This window comes from Shewanella sp. 125m-7, assembly GCF_052977045.1.
Genome location: NZ_JBRILQ010000015.1, coordinates 33,263 through 49,004, shown reverse-complemented (window position 1 = coordinate 49,004; position 15,742 = coordinate 33,263). Strand labels below are relative to the sequence as shown.

The following is a 15,742-nucleotide window of genomic DNA, read 5'->3' as shown; positions in this document are numbered from 1 at the left end:
TGCTGTTTATAGGAAGATAAAACCACATAACACCGCGCCTAATGCGAGGCGATAAATGACAAATGGGGTCATTCCCATCTTACTAATAATTTTCAAAAAGTAATGAATACAGATATATGCCGCGACAAATGACACCACGATCCCCAATCCCAGAGCCTGATAATCGATAACTTGGCCGCTATCTAGCAGATCTTTGGTTACCAAAATCGCGGCGCCTAAGCTCACAGGTACCGACATCAAGAAAGAAAAACGCGCTGCCGCTTCGCGGCTTAATCCTAACATTAATGCGGCAGTAATCGTTGCACCAGAGCGCGAAGTCCCTGGTATTAACGCCATCGCTTGTGCAATACCAATCACCAACGCTTTTTTCCAGCCAACTTGAAACTCACTAAAACCTTGGCGTTGCATTCTATCTGCCCACCATAGTAATAGACCAAAAATAATCGTGGTTGCGGCAATAACTTCCATATTACGAAGATGCGTTGAAATAAAATCTTTTGCCGTAAAACCCACAATAACGGCTGGAATCGTCGCTAAAATAATCCACCAAGAGAGCTTACTCTCTTGGGTTTGCTTACGCGTAACAAGACTGCTCGTCCAAGCGGTAAACATAGATACCAACTCTCGACGAAAGTACATCACTACCGCTAATAACGAACCGGTATTAACAGCAACATCAAACGATAAACCTTGGTCTTCCCAACCTAAAAGCTGAGCGGGCAAAATAAGGTGAGCTGAGCTCGAAATCGGTAAAAACTCAGTAAGGCCCTGAATAAGAGCCAATATAATCACCTGAAAGGTATCCATAACTATCCTAAATCAAATAAGGTTTTACTTAGTCCAGCTGAACTCAACTGGCCATAATGATTGCTGACTCTTGTCGTAGTCATCCCAAAGGGTTTGATACGACTGTTTGACAACTGGGTGGGTTAAAGAGGGGGCTATTTCTGCCAACGGCCATAAAACAAAGGCATTATAAAGGATCTCAGCCCGTGGTAACTCAATGGGCTGCGTGCTAACGGTGTCGTCATACAACAACAGATCTAAATCTAAGGTTCTAGCGGCAAACTTCTTTGCTCCCTTCACTCGGCCGTGATCCTGCTCAATCTGCTTAAAAGTGCTAACCACATCGGCTATCGACATTTCAGTCTCTGCAGCGACCACCATATTAAGAAAATTGGTCCCCTCAAAACCTACAGCTTCACTTTCAAATACTGATGACAGTTTGAGGCTATCAAAATGATAATCAAGATCGGTTAATGCAGCCTTAAGATGGCGCTCAGGCTCGATATTACTGCCAAGGCTGATAAAAATCGTCGCCATCTACGCATGTCCTCTCTCAATTTCGACACCGACAGCGGATGCCGTCGGTACAGCACCAGGCTTCATCACTTTGACTTTGACCCATGGCACATTGAATTGAGTCATCACACAGGTTGCAATCATCTCAGCGACAGTTTCAATCAGTTCAATCGGCTTTTCGGTAATCAACGCCGTTAATTTGTTGGAAACGGTTTCATAGCAAAGTGCATGTTGGTAATCATCACTCGCTGCAGCAAGGCGGTTATCCCAAGCCATATCTAAATCTATAAGTAAGCTCTGGTGGATCTGTTTTTCCCACTCATAGATCCCGATTACGGTCTCAATTCTCAGTTCTCTAATCAGTACTTTATCCATGATGTCTCCAAAACGTTAATCTATGACTCTGAGGTCAGATAAGCTAAAACGGATAAAAGAGATATAATCCGCCCCAAAGCTGAAATATTACGCTAACGCTCTTTCTAACAAGAGCAAACCAAAGTAGGATAACTCTCGCTATATAAAGAATTATTAAAAAATTGTCGCTTTTAAAGCAAGGCTGCTAATAAAGCATTTCAGACAATATTTTATGCACTCATTATGTGTTTAACTCATCGATAACGAACAAAACACACCAGCACATTTTTTATGTGGCGCGATGATACCCTAAGACGGATAAGGAAACCAATTTGACCATAACAGTACTCACAATAATAATGATCTTGGGCGCCTATTTGGCAGGCTCAGTGTCGAGTGCGGTTTTGGTGTGTAAACTTCGCGGTCTTCCAGACCCGCGCACTCAAGGCTCAGGTAATCCAGGGGCCACTAATGTACTGCGCATCGGCGGACCCAGTTCAGCCGCACTAGTGCTATTTTGCGATATGCTAAAAGGCGCCGCTCCCGCATACTTGGCCTTCAGGCTTGGAGTTGATCCTATCGCCTTGGGCTTAATTGCTATTGCCGCCTGTCTTGGACATATTTTCCCAATCTTTTTCGGTTTTAAAGGCGGCAAAGGCGTTGCGACAGCCTTTGGGGCGATGGCCCCCATCGGTCATGACTTAGCACTTTGGCTAATGGGCTCTTGGATTGTCATCCTTCTGCTCACCCGTTACTCCTCTTTCGCCGCAATTTGCACCGCCTTGCTTGCTCCAGTTTATACTTGGTGGCTCGATGACAGATTTACGATTCCGGTCGCCATGCTGTCGACACTCATCGTTATTCGTCATAAAGACAATATTAAACGCCTACTTAAAGGCGAAGAGTCTAAGGTTTCTCGAAAAAAAACATAGCGGCACTCACCAGAAAACATAAAGATTAATAAGCTAGCGGGCATAGTCCTCTTCTCGCTTAACTGATAGTGTTTTTCCACCGACTCCTTCCAAGGTTTAATTCTTCATAAATTGCTATTTAAGCAAGGCTACCTATACTTGCAGCGATTGCTTTTTATCAAACGCGCATTATAATCGCGCCGATTTTGACTGAGTAGCAAACGTTACCAAGATGCTACCCGTTCTGACACTACCTCGAATACAGCGCTCATTCTCTTTGAGCCTGCCAGTAAAGCTATCGTGTTCTCTTTTTTTGAGTACCTTTGTTATGGTTCCACAATTAAGTGAAGCTGTGATGGATACCATTGCCGATGCATTGGTTGAAACCGGCTATATCGTTCTACCCGATACACTACCGTCATCTGTATGTGAGCCGTTATTACAGAGTTCTAAAAATGCCAGTTGGGACGATTTTCGCCCTGCTGCAATTGGCCGTGGTGGCGAGCAGCAGCTCGTTGAAAGTATCCGCAGCGATCAAATTCGCTGGCTGTCAGAGCAACAGACCGCCGACAAGCGTTATCTAGACCTCATGACACAGTTACGCCTAGGCATGAACAAACGCCTGTTTATGGGACTGTTTGATTTTGAAAGTCACTATGCTATTTATGAGCCTGGTGCATTTTACCTAAAGCATTCTGACGTATTGCAAGGCACCCGAAACCGGATTTTAACCTCAGTGTTATTTCTCAATCACGACTGGAAACCTGAGCACGGCGGTGAGCTCATTGTTTACGATGAAAATGATAAGCCAATCGAGACCATTGCACCTGAATTTGGCAAATGGGTGGTGTTTTTAAGTGAACGCTTCCCTCACGAGGTGTTACGCACCGAAGTGAACCGTTACAGTATTGCCGGCTGGTTCCGCGTCAGTAACGCCAATCACGGCTTCTAGAGCATCGCACTAGCAATGGTTCACACAAGAAATAGCAAGATTTAAGACAACAAAAACGGCGCTGATTTAGCGCCGTTTTTATGTCTTTAGTTAAACCAGTATGACTAGTCGACTGGCTCTAACGTATCAAGTGGCCACCTAGGCTGACCTTTCACTTCTAAGCCTTCTACTTGCCCAGCTTTTAAACGCTGTAAACCCGCATAAGCTATCATGGCACCGTTATCGGTACAAAACTCTCCACGCGGATAATATACTTTACCACCAAGTCCTTGCATCATTTCTCTCAGTGATGAACGCAAACGAGTATTGGCACTTACCCCACCGGCAATCACAAGATTTTTATAACCGGTTTGTGTTAGTGCTCGCTTACATTTGATTGCTAACGTATCGACCACCGCCTCTTCAAAGGCACAAGCAATATTGGCGCGCGTTTGCTCATCTTTCGGCTCAGCAGCAATAGTATTTGCCGCGAAAGTTTTAAGGCCGGAAAAACTCATATTAAGCCCAGGCTTGTCGGTCATCGGCCGAGGGAATCGATAGCTATTAGCAACACCTTTAGCGGCAAGTTTTGACAGTCTTGGGCCGCCAGGATAATCCAATCCCATTAACTTAGCGGTTTTATCAAATGCCTCACCGGCAGCGTCATCGACTGACTCGCCAAGTACTTCGTAGCGACCAATTCCTTCAACACCAACCAGCAACGAATGACCGCCAGAAACTAATAGTGCAAGAAACGGGAATTCAGGTACGTCATCTTCAAGCATTGGAGCTAATAAATGACCTTCCATATGATGGACGCCAATCGCAGGCTTATCCCAAGAAAAAGCCAAAGCACGACCAACACAAGCACCCACTAATAACGCACCAATAAGACCAGGGCCCTTGGTGTAGGCAATACCATCAATATCTTCGATGGTCATATCCGCATCAGCTAACGCTTGACGTATTAAAGGTACAATTTTGCGAACATGGTCGCGAGACGCCAACTCAGGTACGACTCCACCATAATCAGCATGCAATTTAACCTGACTGTAAAGCGCATGCGATAGCAGGCCCTTTTCATCATCGTAAACGGCAATACCTGTTTCATCACAGGATGTTTCTATACCTAAAACCCGCATTATTTCTCGTCTTCGGTTAACATAATTAGCGCCAATTCTACCTTCTGTGCTTTAATTACTCCATAGTGCCGTCGCGGTTTGCAGATAATATCGTCTATTACGCCTCATTCTGATCGCTATAAGGGGTTTACAAGAGGGGGTAAGTCGGTATAGAATTCCGCACCATTTTTAAATAATCTGAGTCAAGTAATTGTCTCAATACAACCTACACCTAAGGGGTGATGGCGTATGCCAATTATTAAAGTACGTGAAAACGAACCATTCGACGTAGCTCTACGTCGTTTCAAGCGCTCTTGTGAAAAAGCTGGTATCTTAGCTGACGTTCGCGCTCGTGAATTCTACGAGAAGCCAACAACTTGCCGCAAGCGTGCTAAAGCAGCTGCGATCAAGCGTCTAGCTAAGAAGCTTTCTCGCGAAAACGCACGTCGCGTACGTTTATACTAATCTCATTATGAGCCTAGTTGATCAGCTAAAAGACCAAATGAAAGAAGCCATGCGCGCGAAAGAAAAGCTGCGTTTGGGGACGATTCGTATGGCACTAGCCGCCGTTAAGCAGATTGAAGTGGATACCCGCGAAACTCTGACTAACGACCAAGCTATAGCGGTCTTAACCAAAATGGTAAAACAGCGTCGTGATTCTATTGCTCAATATGAAGCAGCAGGCCGTGACGAACTAGCGCAAAAAGAAGCAGAAGAAATTCTAATTTTAGAAAAATTTCTGCCTCAACCTCTTTCAGAAGAGGAAATTATTGCGTTAGTTGATGCTAGCATCTCTGAGATGGGCGCATCCACCATGGCGGATATGGGTAAAGTAATGGGAGCATTAAAACCTAAAGTAATGGGTAGAGCTGACATGGCGGCAATTGGCGCTATGATCCGTGCAAAACTCAAGTAACTTTAGTTTTTTTGCATGAATGAGCCGTGCTTCTGCGCGGCTTGTTTGTTTTCGAAATTCCCAAATTTGATTTCACGTAACTTTTGATCTCACGTAATAAGGCGGCATTTTACAACTCTAATGGCGATACCTCGTGATTTTATTAATGAGCTAGTAGCTCGCACTGATATTGTCGATCTAATCGACCCTAAAGTGCCCCTAAAGAAGGCGGGTAAAAACCACTCTGCCTGTTGTCCTTTTCATAGCGAAAAATCTCCCTCTTTTACTGTCAGCAGAGACAAACAGTTTTATCATTGTTTTGGCTGCGGAGCACACGGCAACGTCATCGATTTTGTCATGGAATATGACCGACTAGACTTTGTTGATGCCATTGAAGAACTCGCCGGACAACTGGGACTCGAAGTCCCACGGGAACAAGGCACTGGAAAACCACGCGATCAGGAATTAAGTCGCGATTTATATCAGTTGATGGAAGAAGCTAGCTTATTCTTTCAAAGCCAGCTAAGACAGCATACAGACAAACAAAAAGTCCTTGATTATCTTGAACATCGAGGTCTTTCAAAAGAAGTGATTGAACACTTCAATATCGGTTTTGCACCCGATGGATGGGATGGTTTGCTAAGCCGTTACCGCCAAAATAAAGATTCACAAGACAAGCTCCTTACCGCCGGTATGGTCATCGAGAATGACAGTGGCAAACGCTACGATAGATTCCGTGACCGTTTGATGTTCCCAATCCGGGATCGACGCGGACGAGTTATCGGCTTTGGCGGCCGAGTATTAGGAGACGGTACACCGAAGTACTTGAATTCTCCAGAAACGCCCATATTTCATAAAGGCCATGAGCTTTATGGTTTATACGAATTAAAACAACGTCACCGCGAACCGCAAAGAGTCTTAATTGTTGAAGGCTATATGGACGTTGTGGCGTTGGCTCAGTTTGATGTTGATTATGCAGTCGCCTCTTTAGGCACATCGACCACGGCTGAACAGTTTCAATTATTACTGCGTAGTGCAAAAGAAGTCATCTGCTGTTATGACGGTGACAAAGCGGGCAAAGAAGCTGCCTGGCGCGCCCTAGAAACCGCACTACCACTGTTAAAGCCTGGAAATCAGGTTCGATTTATGTTTCTACCTGAAGGGGAAGACCCCGACACCATGGTAAGGAAAATTGGCAAACAACAATTTGAAGCCAATATTGAACAAGCTATGGCACTGCCTGAGTTTTTGTTTGATAACTTAACAAAAACTTACGGTAACGAAGATAAGAGTGTATTGGCTAAGAATGCCATTAAACTGATAGAAAAAGTACAGGACACCGTTTTACAGAGCCTGTTACTCGAAGATTTAGCACATAAGCTAAGAATGAACGGTGCAGATGAACTTAAGCGAAAATTTAATTTTTCGACTAAGACGGCCGCAACGCCGAATCAGCACAAAGCGTTAAAAGGACGTGGTACACCTCTGCGATTAGCCATCGCATTGCTAGTACAACACCCGCGTTTAGGTGAAAAACTACCTGAGCTACCAGCGCTACAACATATACAGATGGCTGGCATTGATTTGCTGACCCTTGTATTAGATTTAACTCGCGGCAAAGTAATGAGCAGCGCACAACTACTTGAACAGTTTAGGGGCGATAACCAATTCAGCACCCTAAAAAAACTGACCCAATGGGATCATCAAGTGGCGGATGAAAACTTGCTCCGAGAGTTAAAAGGAACACTCGTGTGGCTAAATAACCAGTATATTGAACAACGTTATCAAGAACTGAGTTTAAAACAAAATCACACGAAAGAAGAACGGTTGCAGCTTAAAAAGCTCATCGCAGTAATCCAAAAGCAAGCTTAAAGACAATTTCTGTCTCAAAAGTAAACACTTGGACTAGCAGAGCGAAGCACCGAAGGCTATAATTGACGACTTGTATGGCTGTTTTTTGCCCGTCGTTTTAACAGTTTCCCAACTTGGATGATATCTATGGATCATACTCCGCAGTCGCAACTTAAATTGTTGCTCGCCAAAGGTAAAGAGCAAGGTTACTTAACCTATGCAGAAGTGAACGATCACTTACCTGCAGACATGGTCGATTCTGACCAGATTGAAGATATTATCCAGATGATCAATGACATGGGTATTCGAGTCTATGAACAGGCTCCGGATGCTGATGATATCATGATGTCTGAAGACAGCACCGATGATGATGCTGCAGAAGAAGCAGCTGCTGCACTTGCAACAGTTGAAGCTGAATTAGGTCGTACAACTGACCCTGTGCGTATGTACATGCGTGAAATGGGTACTGTTGAACTTCTAACACGTGAAGGCGAGATTGTTATCGCTAAGCGTATCGAAGAAGGCATCAACACGGTTCAAGCATCTGTTGCGGAATACCCGCAAGCGATTGCGATGATCCTAGAGCAGTTCGATCGTTATGAAGCTGAAGAGGTTAGACTTTCTGACATTATCTCTGGATTTATAGATCCAAATGCAGAAGATGTTGCGCCAACAGCGACTCACGTAGGTTCAGAATTATCTGATAATGAATTAGATGATGAAGATGATGATGACGATGATGACGATGATGACGAAGAAGAGGAAGGCCCGAAAGGTCCAGATCCTGAAGAAGCTAAAGAGAAATTTACAACGCTTCGTCTAGCTCATGAAAATGCATTAAGAATTATTGCAGATAAAGGCCGTGGTCACCCAGAGTCGACTGTAGCACTATTTGAAATTGGCGAGATCTTCAAAGAGTTCCGTTTGATGCCTAAGCAGTTTGACCGCTTAGTTAAAAACATGCGCTCTATGATGGACAAAGTCCGCGTTCAAGAACGTTTGATCATGAAGCTTTGTGTTGATCAAGCCAAAATGCCGAAGAAAAACTTCGTCAAAGTTTACACTAGCAATGAAAGCAGTATTGAATGGTTCAACGACGAACTCGCATCAGGCAAGCCATATGTAGAAGGTCTACAAGTGGTTGCGTTTGATGTACAGCGTTGTCGTGCCAAGCTTGACGCTATTGAAAAAGAAACCGGTCTTGCAATCGGTGCGATTAAAGATATCAACCGTCGTATGTCAATCGGTGAAGCGAAAGCTCGTCGTGCTAAGAAAGAGATGGTTGAAGCGAACTTACGTCTAGTAATTTCTATCGCGAAAAAGTATACCAACCGTGGTCTACAGTTCTTGGATCTTATCCAAGAAGGTAACATCGGTCTGATGAAAGCGGTAGATAAGTTTGAATACCGTCGTGGTTATAAGTTCTCGACTTATGCAACATGGTGGATCCGTCAGGCGATCACTCGCTCTATTGCTGACCAAGCAAGAACGATCCGTATCCCTGTGCATATGATTGAGACTATCAACAAGCTTAACCGTATCTCTCGCCAAATGTTGCAAGAGATGGGTCGCGAACCTTCTCCTGAAGAGTTGGCAGAGCGCATGATGATGCCTGAAGATAAAATCCGTAAGGTACTAAAGATTGCTAAAGAGCCAATCTCAATGGAAACCCCTATTGGTGACGATGAAGATTCGCACTTAGGTGATTTCATCGAGGATACCACTCTTGAGCTACCATTGGACTCTGCAACAGGCGAAAGCTTGAGAAATGCAACTCACGAAGTGCTAGCAGGTCTAACGGCCCGTGAAGCTAAAGTACTGCGTATGCGTTTCGGTATCGACATGAATACTGACCACACTCTAGAAGAAGTGGGTAAGCAGTTTGACGTAACACGTGAACGTATTCGTCAGATTGAAGCTAAAGCGCTACGTAAGTTGCGTCACCCTTCTCGCTCAGAGATTTTAAAGTCGTTCCTAGACGAGTAATCGTCAAACACTTTAACTCAAATAGAAAAGCTGCCTAAGGGCAGCTTTTTTTTTGCTAAAAAAGAGTGATACCCAACCGCAGGTCCATCACTAAAAAGCTATCATTTGAGTATCAGCGTAAAAGTTGAGAGCCCTATACAATACTGCGACAGCTTGCTATCACGTTGAATTTTGCTAAAAAGTTAACCTTCATCATAAGCACAATGATTAAAACTCACCAATATTGATTAACAGATAAGCAGTCGTGCGTGTATAAGCGTATTTCGAGCAAATTCTCTGGTGACAAGCGCTTACAAACCTCGTATACTTCTCAGCGCTTTCGATAGTGACGACTATCTTAAGTCGGCCCCTTAGCTCAGTTGGTTAGAGCATACGACTCATAATCGTCAGGTCCCCAGTTCGAGTCTGGGAGGGGCCACCAATTTATGATGAGCCGCTTGAAGAAATTTAAGCGGCTTTTTCATGTCTGAGGTATTATCGCCATCAATTCATACTGTTAAAGCTACGTATAACCGCAATTCAAACAGAAAAACTAGCTAATACAAGGCGTATTTTAAATACCTAAAAACTCAATTTTGTCTAGTTTTTAGGTTTTGAACTTAGAAGCCATCGCACACCTATCGGCTTGGCCTCATTTATAAAGCACTTTTATTGCCAGTGATTAACATCACTACAGCAAGCATTTTTTATCCGTTCTGCACTCTCTATCGGCCATCATCCGCCCAATCATTATTGCTAATTAATATTAATATCAGCATCTTTGTGATCATACATATCTGGTGTGGTATGCAGATTTCCAGCATAACCCGCTTTCTCTAACTCCTTGCGCACCGCTTTAACTTGCTCTGCGGTTACCGGCTCTTTTCTATCACCTAAATAATGGCGAACAAAAGTGATTAGCTCCGCTAGCTGGGTATCAGTAAGTATGTTTTGGAAGCTAGTCATCGGCATAAAGTTACGGCCCTCTTCCAAATATGTCGGTGATAAGCCACGAATAGTCACGGCTATGGTATTAAAGGGGTCGCTATGCATGATAATGCCGTTATTTAATAGCGTTGGTGCTATGGGCTCTCGGCCTTTACCGTCCTCACCGTGACAGGCACCACAGGTCTCAGCATATAGACTATAGGAGTTTAACTGCTTATCCTTGTATACCTCCGGCGTAAAGCCACTTGGGTTGAGTGGCTTGGTGTCATTAGGGATAGTGTTATGCTCATCACCCACCAGCAAATAGCGAGCAATAGTTTCAATATCATCACGAGTCATTAAGCTGGTACTATTTTTTACCACATCAGCCATTCCCGCGAACGCTGAGCCTTTTGATGAATGGCCAGTGTGCAAAAAATCGGTTAGCGAATCGATATCCCACTTATCTTGGTAAAGTTCTTTAGCGCTAATATCTGGTGCATTCCAGCCATCAATCAAGTTACCTTGAAATATTCGTTCAGGGATCAACGCTTGGGCAACATTACGGGGAGTATGGCATTCACTACAATGGCCCAAACCCATTACCCAGTATTTGCCACGCTGCCACTGCGCTAACTCCTGTTTATTGAGGTCGACATTTTTTGGCGGTTCATAAGACAGCGGTTTAGTATCCATAAAGACTAAGTTCCAAGCCAGCAAACCTGTGCGAATATTAGAGGGGAATATCATCTCGTTCTTATCATCTTGCCTTGATACCGCGGTGATGGACTGCAGGTAACTCCATAAGTCTTGGGTATCTTGTTCTTTTAAATATTGATAAGAGGTGTAAGGCATTGCGGGATACAAGTAGCCATGTTTGCCTTTACCATCAAACAAAGCCGCCTTAAAGTTCGCATAATCATCACTACCAATACCAAAGATTACGTGAGGGGTGATATTAGTTGAATAAATCGTTCCAAATGGCGTCTTAAACGGCAGTCCACCAGCAAAACGCTCTCCGCCCTCAGAGCTGTGGCATGCTACACAGTCACCAGCGTTAATGAGGTACTCTCCACGTTTAACGGACGCGGGGTCGAGCGCTGCAAGCTTGGCATCATAATCAAGGCGCTGCTCAGTGATATAGGCACCAATAGCTAATATTTCGTCCTCAGTAAGCTGCCCTTCAAATGCTGGCATCACGTTGTTAAGGCCATACTCGATAGTGAATATAATCTCTTCAATACTACCGCCATGTAACCAAATAGCATCGTTTAACAAGGGGGCACCAATTTGAATATTTGCCACAGTGCCATCACCATGACAACTTGAGCAATTTTCGGCAAAAATATCTTTGCCTAAATCAATTTTAATTTGCGGTGCGTCCAGGTTGCGACGCAGCGGTTGCAGTGATGCTATGTAATAGGCCATCTTGGTAATTTGGTCTTCAGACAAAATACCTTTCCATCCGGGCATGGCTCCATTTCGGCCTTTTTTAATAGAATGTAAAATGTCACTTTGAGAGCCGCCATAGAGCCATTCATTATCAATAAGGTTTGGAAAGCTCTTTTGCCCCTGTGCATTAGTAATATGGCAAGCGGCGCAGTGGTTTTCAAACAATGATTTACCACTAATAGTCACCGTTTTATTACTCGCAAGGGCCAATAAACTTTTATCCGTTAACGGCACCATTTCGATTTCTAAGTCTGTGGTTGGCGAACTAAGCGCATCATCACTTTGCTTCCACCCCATCGCCCCTTGCCAATTACCTAGGCCTGGGTACAAAACTAAAAAAACAGCTGCAATAGCAAAGGCTGCTAAATAAGCGATAAAAAGTATACGGGGGGGCGGCGCATCGTTTTCGTCAATGCCATCGAATGTATCAATCGTTTTATCTTTGTCAGCACTCTTATTGTTGCGCCAGTACTTAAAGATCACGAATCCCATGATGCCAAGAAATAACAATGTTAACCCAACGGCCCAAATGTTCCAGAAAGCAGTCATGTTATCGCTCCTGATCGCTGGCAGTATCTTGTCCTAGGCTTTGCAAATACTGAATTAAAGCCTCCCCTTTAGTCACACCTCTCACCGCTATACGAGCGCCTTCTATCTCATTGTCAGTGTAAGGCACACCTAGAGTTTGCAAGGTGCGCATCTTGCCTTCAATCGCATCTCCACTCAGTACTTGTTCAAATAACCAGGGATAAGCAGGCATGATGGATGTAGGAACGACTCTTCGAGGGTTAATAAGGTGAAGTCGTTGCCATTGCGCTGAATACTTGCGCCCAATATTGGTGAGATCCGGTCCCGTGCGCTTTGATCCCCAAAGACTTGGAAATTCATAAATGTCATCGGCTTCCTTATTGGCTCTACCATCTCGTTTCACTTCAGGCGCTATATCACGCACCATCTGGGTATGGCACACATGACAACCTTCGCTAATGTACACATCTCGCCCTGCTGATTGCACGGCCGTTAAGGGTTTAGCTAATGACTCAGCCCGCAGCTCATCTGTACGCGCTAAGCTAGGGACAATAAGTACGAGTATAGAAAAACTCGCCACCAAGGTTGTCGCTAAAATGAGGATGACCACAGATTGAGTAAAGTCCTTACTGAACATGTTCATGACCCTCCACCTTTGTCGACACCGTTTTATATAGATTCAACGCCATCAGTAATAAGCCAAGTACAAAGCAGGCACCACCAATAAATCGCATGAGCAACCAAGGTGCTTTAAAGTCCATAGCCTCTACAAAGCTATAGGCTAATGAGCCATTTTCTAGCTGGGCTAGCCACATATAACCTTCACCAATACCTGCCACCCATAAGGCGATGGCATACAAAGCAACCCCAAGGTGAGCAAGCCAGAAGTGCCACTTAACCAATCGACTGGACCACAGTTCACGCTTATTCCATAGCTTTGGTATAAAGTAATAGAACACCGCAATCGCTGACATGGCGACCCAGCCAAGGGCACCTGAATGAACGTGACCAATCACCCACTCGGTATTGTGGGCCAACATGTTAAACCAACGTATGGCTAAAAGTGGGCCTTCGAATGTCGCCAAGCAGTAATAGAAAATCGCTGACATAAAGAACCACATTATGTAATCCTTTTTTAGCTTTGCCTTGTTTTGCAATAACGTCATGGCGCTATTAAATGCCCCTGCCCATGACGGTAAGAACAAAATGAGCGACATGACTATGCCAATATTTTGCACCCAAACCGGTACAGATGAATAGATAAGGTGATGGGTGCCAGCCCAGGTATAAAAACCGACTAAGCCCCAAAAGTGAATAATGGAAAGGCGATACGAATAGATAGGTCGCTCTGCAACCTTTGGAATAAAGTAGTAATTCATTCCGATGATGCCAGCAGTTAATAAAAAGCCGACTGCGTTATGTCCCCACCACCACTGAACTATCGCGTCCTGCGCTCCGGCGTAAACGGGATAAGACTTCATAAAGGATGCAGGCAACGCCAAGTTATTAATGATAAAAATCAGAGCGATGACAATAATGAAAGCGCCATAAAACCAGTTGGAAACAAAGATATGCTTTACATTTCGTATCGCTATTGTGCCAAAAAACAACACGGCATAGAGTACCCATACCAGTACGATAAGTAGATCGATAGGCCACTCTAGTTCGGCGTATTCTTTAGTGGTGGTGTAGCCAAGAGGCAGAGTGATAACGGCTAATAATAGGACTAATTGCCAGCCCCAAAATACCATCCAAGAAAGACTTCGATTGAATAATTTGGTCTGACCGGTTCTTTGCACTATGTAGAGTGAGGTTCCCATCAAAACATTAACGACAAAACCGAAAATAACGCCCTGAGTGTGCACTGGACGTAACCGACCAAATTGAAAATATTCAGAGTCAAAGTTAAGTGCAGGCCAGTAAAGCTGAGCGGCTAAGACCAAACCAATGAACATGCCAAAAATTGACCACGTAACAGAGGCCACAATAAAGTAACGGACAACTTTTACATCATAGTTTGCATCATAAAGCTCAGTGCTAGCTTGCATTGCCTACTCCTTTCCCTTTTGTGTACCCAACACGGAGTAATAATATGAAATATCCTTTTTATCCTGTTCGGTGAGAGTATCTGCTTGCTGCTGCATCAAAATAGCCAAACCACTGGTTCGCTGTTTTGTTTGATAATCATTCAATGCTGAAATTAGATACTGCATTTTTTGACCACGTAAATTGGGATACAGATCGATAGTTGAGATCCCATCCTCACCATGGCAAGTCATACATACTCGGGATTTCTCTTTACCAATAATAAAATTTGGGTCATAGTCCGCAGATGCGGTTACAGTCCAAAATACGAGTATTAGTAGGAGGGGTAGTCGGTTCATAAGCAGTCCCTTATCTTCTATAGCACCTTATTGAAACTAGTCGGTCTTGCTTGATTTTCCACCAAATCCATAAATATTATTGCAAAGCCATTACGGACTTTGTTGCCAAAAAGTTCACTCGCTAATCATAAATGCACAATGCCATTAAACCTGTAACCCATATTTAAAAGCGTTTACCTAGCGCTAACCCACATCGAGTTGCAAGCATAAAGTACAAGATTAACAATAGTTAAGGCTTATATTTTTGTGAACTGAATCAAAACCACCGGCTAATTTCTGTGGGATATTTATGCGAACGTATCAGCTTGTATCAACTGTTTTTTAGAGGTCTTTATGGATTTTATAAGACATGTGCCTGCACTATTTTCAATGTTCGTAGGCATCGCAATCGTTGAGTTTGCAGTAGTGGCTTTTGGGTTAGTGGTCAATCGAGTTCAAAACATCTTAAGCAGAGGCTGACAAATAGAGGCTGAGCAAAAATAAAGCCTTGTTACATAGGCAAGGGCTTACATAGGGGGGTACAAATATGAGGGATTACATAGGCTGAGTATTTGCTCACTAGCGTACAGCGCCTATATTTAAAGTAGCAAGGATTTAGCGTGACGTAATAAGCGGTGTAATCCATGCTTTTAACGCTATCACTTTATAATTTATACCTGTATTAAACCTGTATTAAACAGGAGAATGTTATGCGAACAAAACAGATCCTTTGCCCAACCGACTTTTCAGAAACAGCATCTCATGCAATAGGCTATGCCATCGAAATGGCCAACTTTTATCAAGTTGGACTCTGTCTTTTGCACGTTGTCGATAAACCTTTTGGCGATAAATATACTCGTGTGTTAGCGGTATCACCTGATGAATTAATCGAGAGAATGGAAAAAGAGGCTGCCGAGAAGATGAAGCAATATATCGCGACACTCGATGATAGTCTCACGATCAATAGCTCGATTTGCCACGGCCACCCCGTTCAGCAGATTTTAGCAAGTGCTAAAAACATGAATGCCGGCATGATTGTTATGGCGAGCCACGGCCGAACAGGACTAGATCACTTTCTCAATGCCAATACCGCTGAAGAGATCGCCTGCAAAGCCCATTGTCCGGTGTTGATTGTAAAATAA

The 15,742-nt window shown here is 43.8% G+C and carries 16 protein-coding genes and 1 tRNA gene; 9 read left to right on the top strand and 8 right to left on the bottom strand.

Translation table 11 applies throughout. From position 1 onward, the window contains the following. Positions 1–6: 6 nt before the first annotated feature. Genes ACVBIL_RS09230 through folB form a run of 3 tightly spaced genes read right to left on the bottom strand, consistent with a single transcriptional unit; the run spans position 7 to position 1,677 of the window. A complete protein-coding gene (locus ACVBIL_RS09230) occupies positions 7–807 on the bottom strand; it encodes an undecaprenyl-diphosphate phosphatase (protein WP_447166685.1) in 801 nt (266 codons plus the stop codon). 24 nt (positions 808–831) lie between these two features. Further along, complete coding sequence (gene folK / locus ACVBIL_RS09225; RefSeq protein ID WP_447166684.1) at positions 832–1,323, bottom strand: 2-amino-4-hydroxy-6-hydroxymethyldihydropteridine diphosphokinase; 492 nt, start codon at positions 1,321–1,323, stop codon at positions 832–834. Then, positions 1,324–1,677 (bottom strand): dihydroneopterin aldolase, encoded by a 354-nt coding sequence (folB, locus tag ACVBIL_RS09220; RefSeq protein WP_447166683.1) that lies wholly within the window; start codon positions 1,675–1,677, stop codon positions 1,324–1,326. It lies immediately after the preceding gene. 311 nt (positions 1,678–1,988) lie between these two features. Here folB and plsY point away from each other — a divergent pair, with 311 nt between their 5' ends. Then, positions 1,989–2,588: a glycerol-3-phosphate 1-O-acyltransferase PlsY gene (gene plsY, locus ACVBIL_RS09215; RefSeq protein ID WP_447166682.1), complete on the top strand. Its 600-nt coding sequence runs from the start codon at positions 1,989–1,991 to the stop codon at positions 2,586–2,588. A 307-nt stretch (positions 2,589–2,895) separates the two neighbouring features. Further along, positions 2,896–3,519: a 2OG-Fe(II) oxygenase gene (locus ACVBIL_RS09210; RefSeq protein ID WP_447166681.1), complete on the top strand. Its 624-nt coding sequence runs from the start codon at positions 2,896–2,898 to the stop codon at positions 3,517–3,519. Between the two features lie 104 nt (positions 3,520–3,623). Here ACVBIL_RS09210 and tsaD read toward each other — a convergent pair whose 3' ends face one another. Continuing rightward, positions 3,624–4,640, bottom strand: coding sequence for a tRNA (adenosine(37)-N6)-threonylcarbamoyltransferase complex transferase subunit TsaD (gene tsaD, locus ACVBIL_RS09205; RefSeq protein ID WP_447166680.1), 1,017 nt, complete (start codon positions 4,638–4,640; stop codon positions 3,624–3,626). A gap of 228 nt (positions 4,641–4,868) precedes the next feature. Here tsaD and rpsU point away from each other — a divergent pair, with 228 nt between their 5' ends. From rpsU to ACVBIL_RS09180, 5 genes are all read left to right on the top strand, one after another. Beyond that, a complete protein-coding gene (rpsU, locus tag ACVBIL_RS09200; RefSeq protein WP_447166679.1) occupies positions 4,869–5,084 on the top strand; it encodes a 30S ribosomal protein S21 in 216 nt (71 codons plus the stop codon). A 7-nt stretch (positions 5,085–5,091) separates the two neighbouring features. After that, entirely contained in the window at positions 5,092–5,535 is a 444-nt protein-coding gene (locus tag ACVBIL_RS09195) for a GatB/YqeY domain-containing protein (protein WP_447166678.1), read from the top strand. A 120-nt stretch (positions 5,536–5,655) separates the two neighbouring features. Beyond that, a complete protein-coding gene (gene dnaG, locus ACVBIL_RS09190; protein WP_447166677.1) occupies positions 5,656–7,386 on the top strand; it encodes a DNA primase in 1,731 nt (576 codons plus the stop codon). 126 nt (positions 7,387–7,512) lie between these two features. Then, positions 7,513–9,351, top strand: coding sequence for an RNA polymerase sigma factor RpoD (rpoD, locus tag ACVBIL_RS09185; RefSeq protein WP_447166676.1), 1,839 nt, complete (start codon positions 7,513–7,515; stop codon positions 9,349–9,351). A 344-nt stretch (positions 9,352–9,695) separates the two neighbouring features. Continuing rightward, a tRNA-Ile gene (locus ACVBIL_RS09180) sits at positions 9,696–9,772 on the top strand. 314 nt (positions 9,773–10,086) lie between these two features. On the opposite strand, the gene ACVBIL_RS09175 is transcribed toward ACVBIL_RS09180, so the two are convergent. The 4 genes from ACVBIL_RS09175 to ACVBIL_RS09160 are packed head-to-tail and all read right to left on the bottom strand — an operon-like array spanning position 10,087 to position 14,621. Beyond that, positions 10,087–12,258, bottom strand: a complete 2,172-nt coding sequence (locus tag ACVBIL_RS09175) for a c-type cytochrome (RefSeq protein WP_447166675.1) — start codon at positions 12,256–12,258, stop codon at positions 10,087–10,089. A 1-nt stretch (position 12,259) separates the two neighbouring features. Continuing rightward, the gene (locus ACVBIL_RS09170) at positions 12,260–12,880 is read right to left on the bottom strand and encodes a cbb3-type cytochrome c oxidase subunit II (RefSeq protein WP_447160348.1); all 621 of its coding nucleotides are present in this window, start codon (positions 12,878–12,880) and stop codon (positions 12,260–12,262) included. Further along, complete coding sequence (gene ccoN, locus ACVBIL_RS09165; RefSeq protein ID WP_447166674.1) at positions 12,864–14,285, bottom strand: cytochrome-c oxidase, cbb3-type subunit I; 1,422 nt, start codon at positions 14,283–14,285, stop codon at positions 12,864–12,866. Before ccoN ends, ACVBIL_RS09170 begins: the two co-directional genes overlap by 17 nt. A gap of 3 nt (positions 14,286–14,288) precedes the next feature. Next, positions 14,289–14,621 carry a c-type cytochrome gene (locus ACVBIL_RS09160; protein ID WP_447166673.1) on the bottom strand — a complete coding sequence of 111 codons (333 nt, stop codon included), beginning with the start codon at positions 14,619–14,621 and terminating at the stop codon, positions 14,289–14,291. 333 nt (positions 14,622–14,954) lie between these two features. Here ACVBIL_RS09160 and ACVBIL_RS09155 point away from each other — a divergent pair, with 333 nt between their 5' ends. Then, a complete protein-coding gene (locus ACVBIL_RS09155) occupies positions 14,955–15,080 on the top strand; it encodes a hypothetical protein (RefSeq protein WP_447166672.1) in 126 nt (41 codons plus the stop codon). Between the two features lie 230 nt (positions 15,081–15,310). Further along, positions 15,311–15,742 carry a universal stress protein gene (locus ACVBIL_RS09150; protein ID WP_447166671.1) on the top strand — a complete coding sequence of 144 codons (432 nt, stop codon included), beginning with the start codon at positions 15,311–15,313 and terminating at the stop codon, positions 15,740–15,742.

Bases quoted from the DNA above. Each gene is read 5' to 3' on its own strand.
- ACVBIL_RS09230 (WP_447166685.1), bottom strand. From the start codon at position 807: ATGGATACCTTTCAGGTGATTATATTGGCTCTTATTCAGGGCCTTACT.
- ACVBIL_RS09155 (WP_447166672.1), top strand. From the start codon at position 14,955: ATGGATTTTATAAGACATGTGCCTGCACTATTTTCAATGTTCGTAGGC.
- ACVBIL_RS09195 (WP_447166678.1), top strand. From the start codon at position 5,092: ATGAGCCTAGTTGATCAGCTAAAAGACCAAATGAAAGAAGCCATGCGC.
- rpsU (WP_447166679.1), top strand. From the start codon at position 4,869: ATGCCAATTATTAAAGTACGTGAAAACGAACCATTCGACGTAGCTCTA.
- tsaD (WP_447166680.1), bottom strand. From the start codon at position 4,640: ATGCGGGTTTTAGGTATAGAAACATCCTGTGATGAAACAGGTATTGCC.
- ccoN (WP_447166674.1), bottom strand. From the start codon at position 14,285: ATGCAAGCTAGCACTGAGCTTTATGATGCAAACTATGATGTAAAAGTT.
- ACVBIL_RS09170 (WP_447160348.1), bottom strand. From the start codon at position 12,880: ATGAACATGTTCAGTAAGGACTTTACTCAATCTGTGGTCATCCTCATT.
- dnaG (WP_447166677.1), top strand. From the start codon at position 5,656: ATGGCGATACCTCGTGATTTTATTAATGAGCTAGTAGCTCGCACTGAT.
- ACVBIL_RS09160 (WP_447166673.1), bottom strand. From the start codon at position 14,621: ATGAACCGACTACCCCTCCTACTAATACTCGTATTTTGGACTGTAACC.
- ACVBIL_RS09210 (WP_447166681.1), top strand. From the start codon at position 2,896: ATGGTTCCACAATTAAGTGAAGCTGTGATGGATACCATTGCCGATGCA.
- rpoD (WP_447166676.1), top strand. From the start codon at position 7,513: ATGGATCATACTCCGCAGTCGCAACTTAAATTGTTGCTCGCCAAAGGT.
- folB (WP_447166683.1), bottom strand. From the start codon at position 1,677: ATGGATAAAGTACTGATTAGAGAACTGAGAATTGAGACCGTAATCGGG.
- folK (WP_447166684.1), bottom strand. From the start codon at position 1,323: ATGGCGACGATTTTTATCAGCCTTGGCAGTAATATCGAGCCTGAGCGC.
- ACVBIL_RS09175 (WP_447166675.1), bottom strand. From the start codon at position 12,258: ATGACTGCTTTCTGGAACATTTGGGCCGTTGGGTTAACATTGTTATTT.
- ACVBIL_RS09150 (WP_447166671.1), top strand. From the start codon at position 15,311: ATGCGAACAAAACAGATCCTTTGCCCAACCGACTTTTCAGAAACAGCA.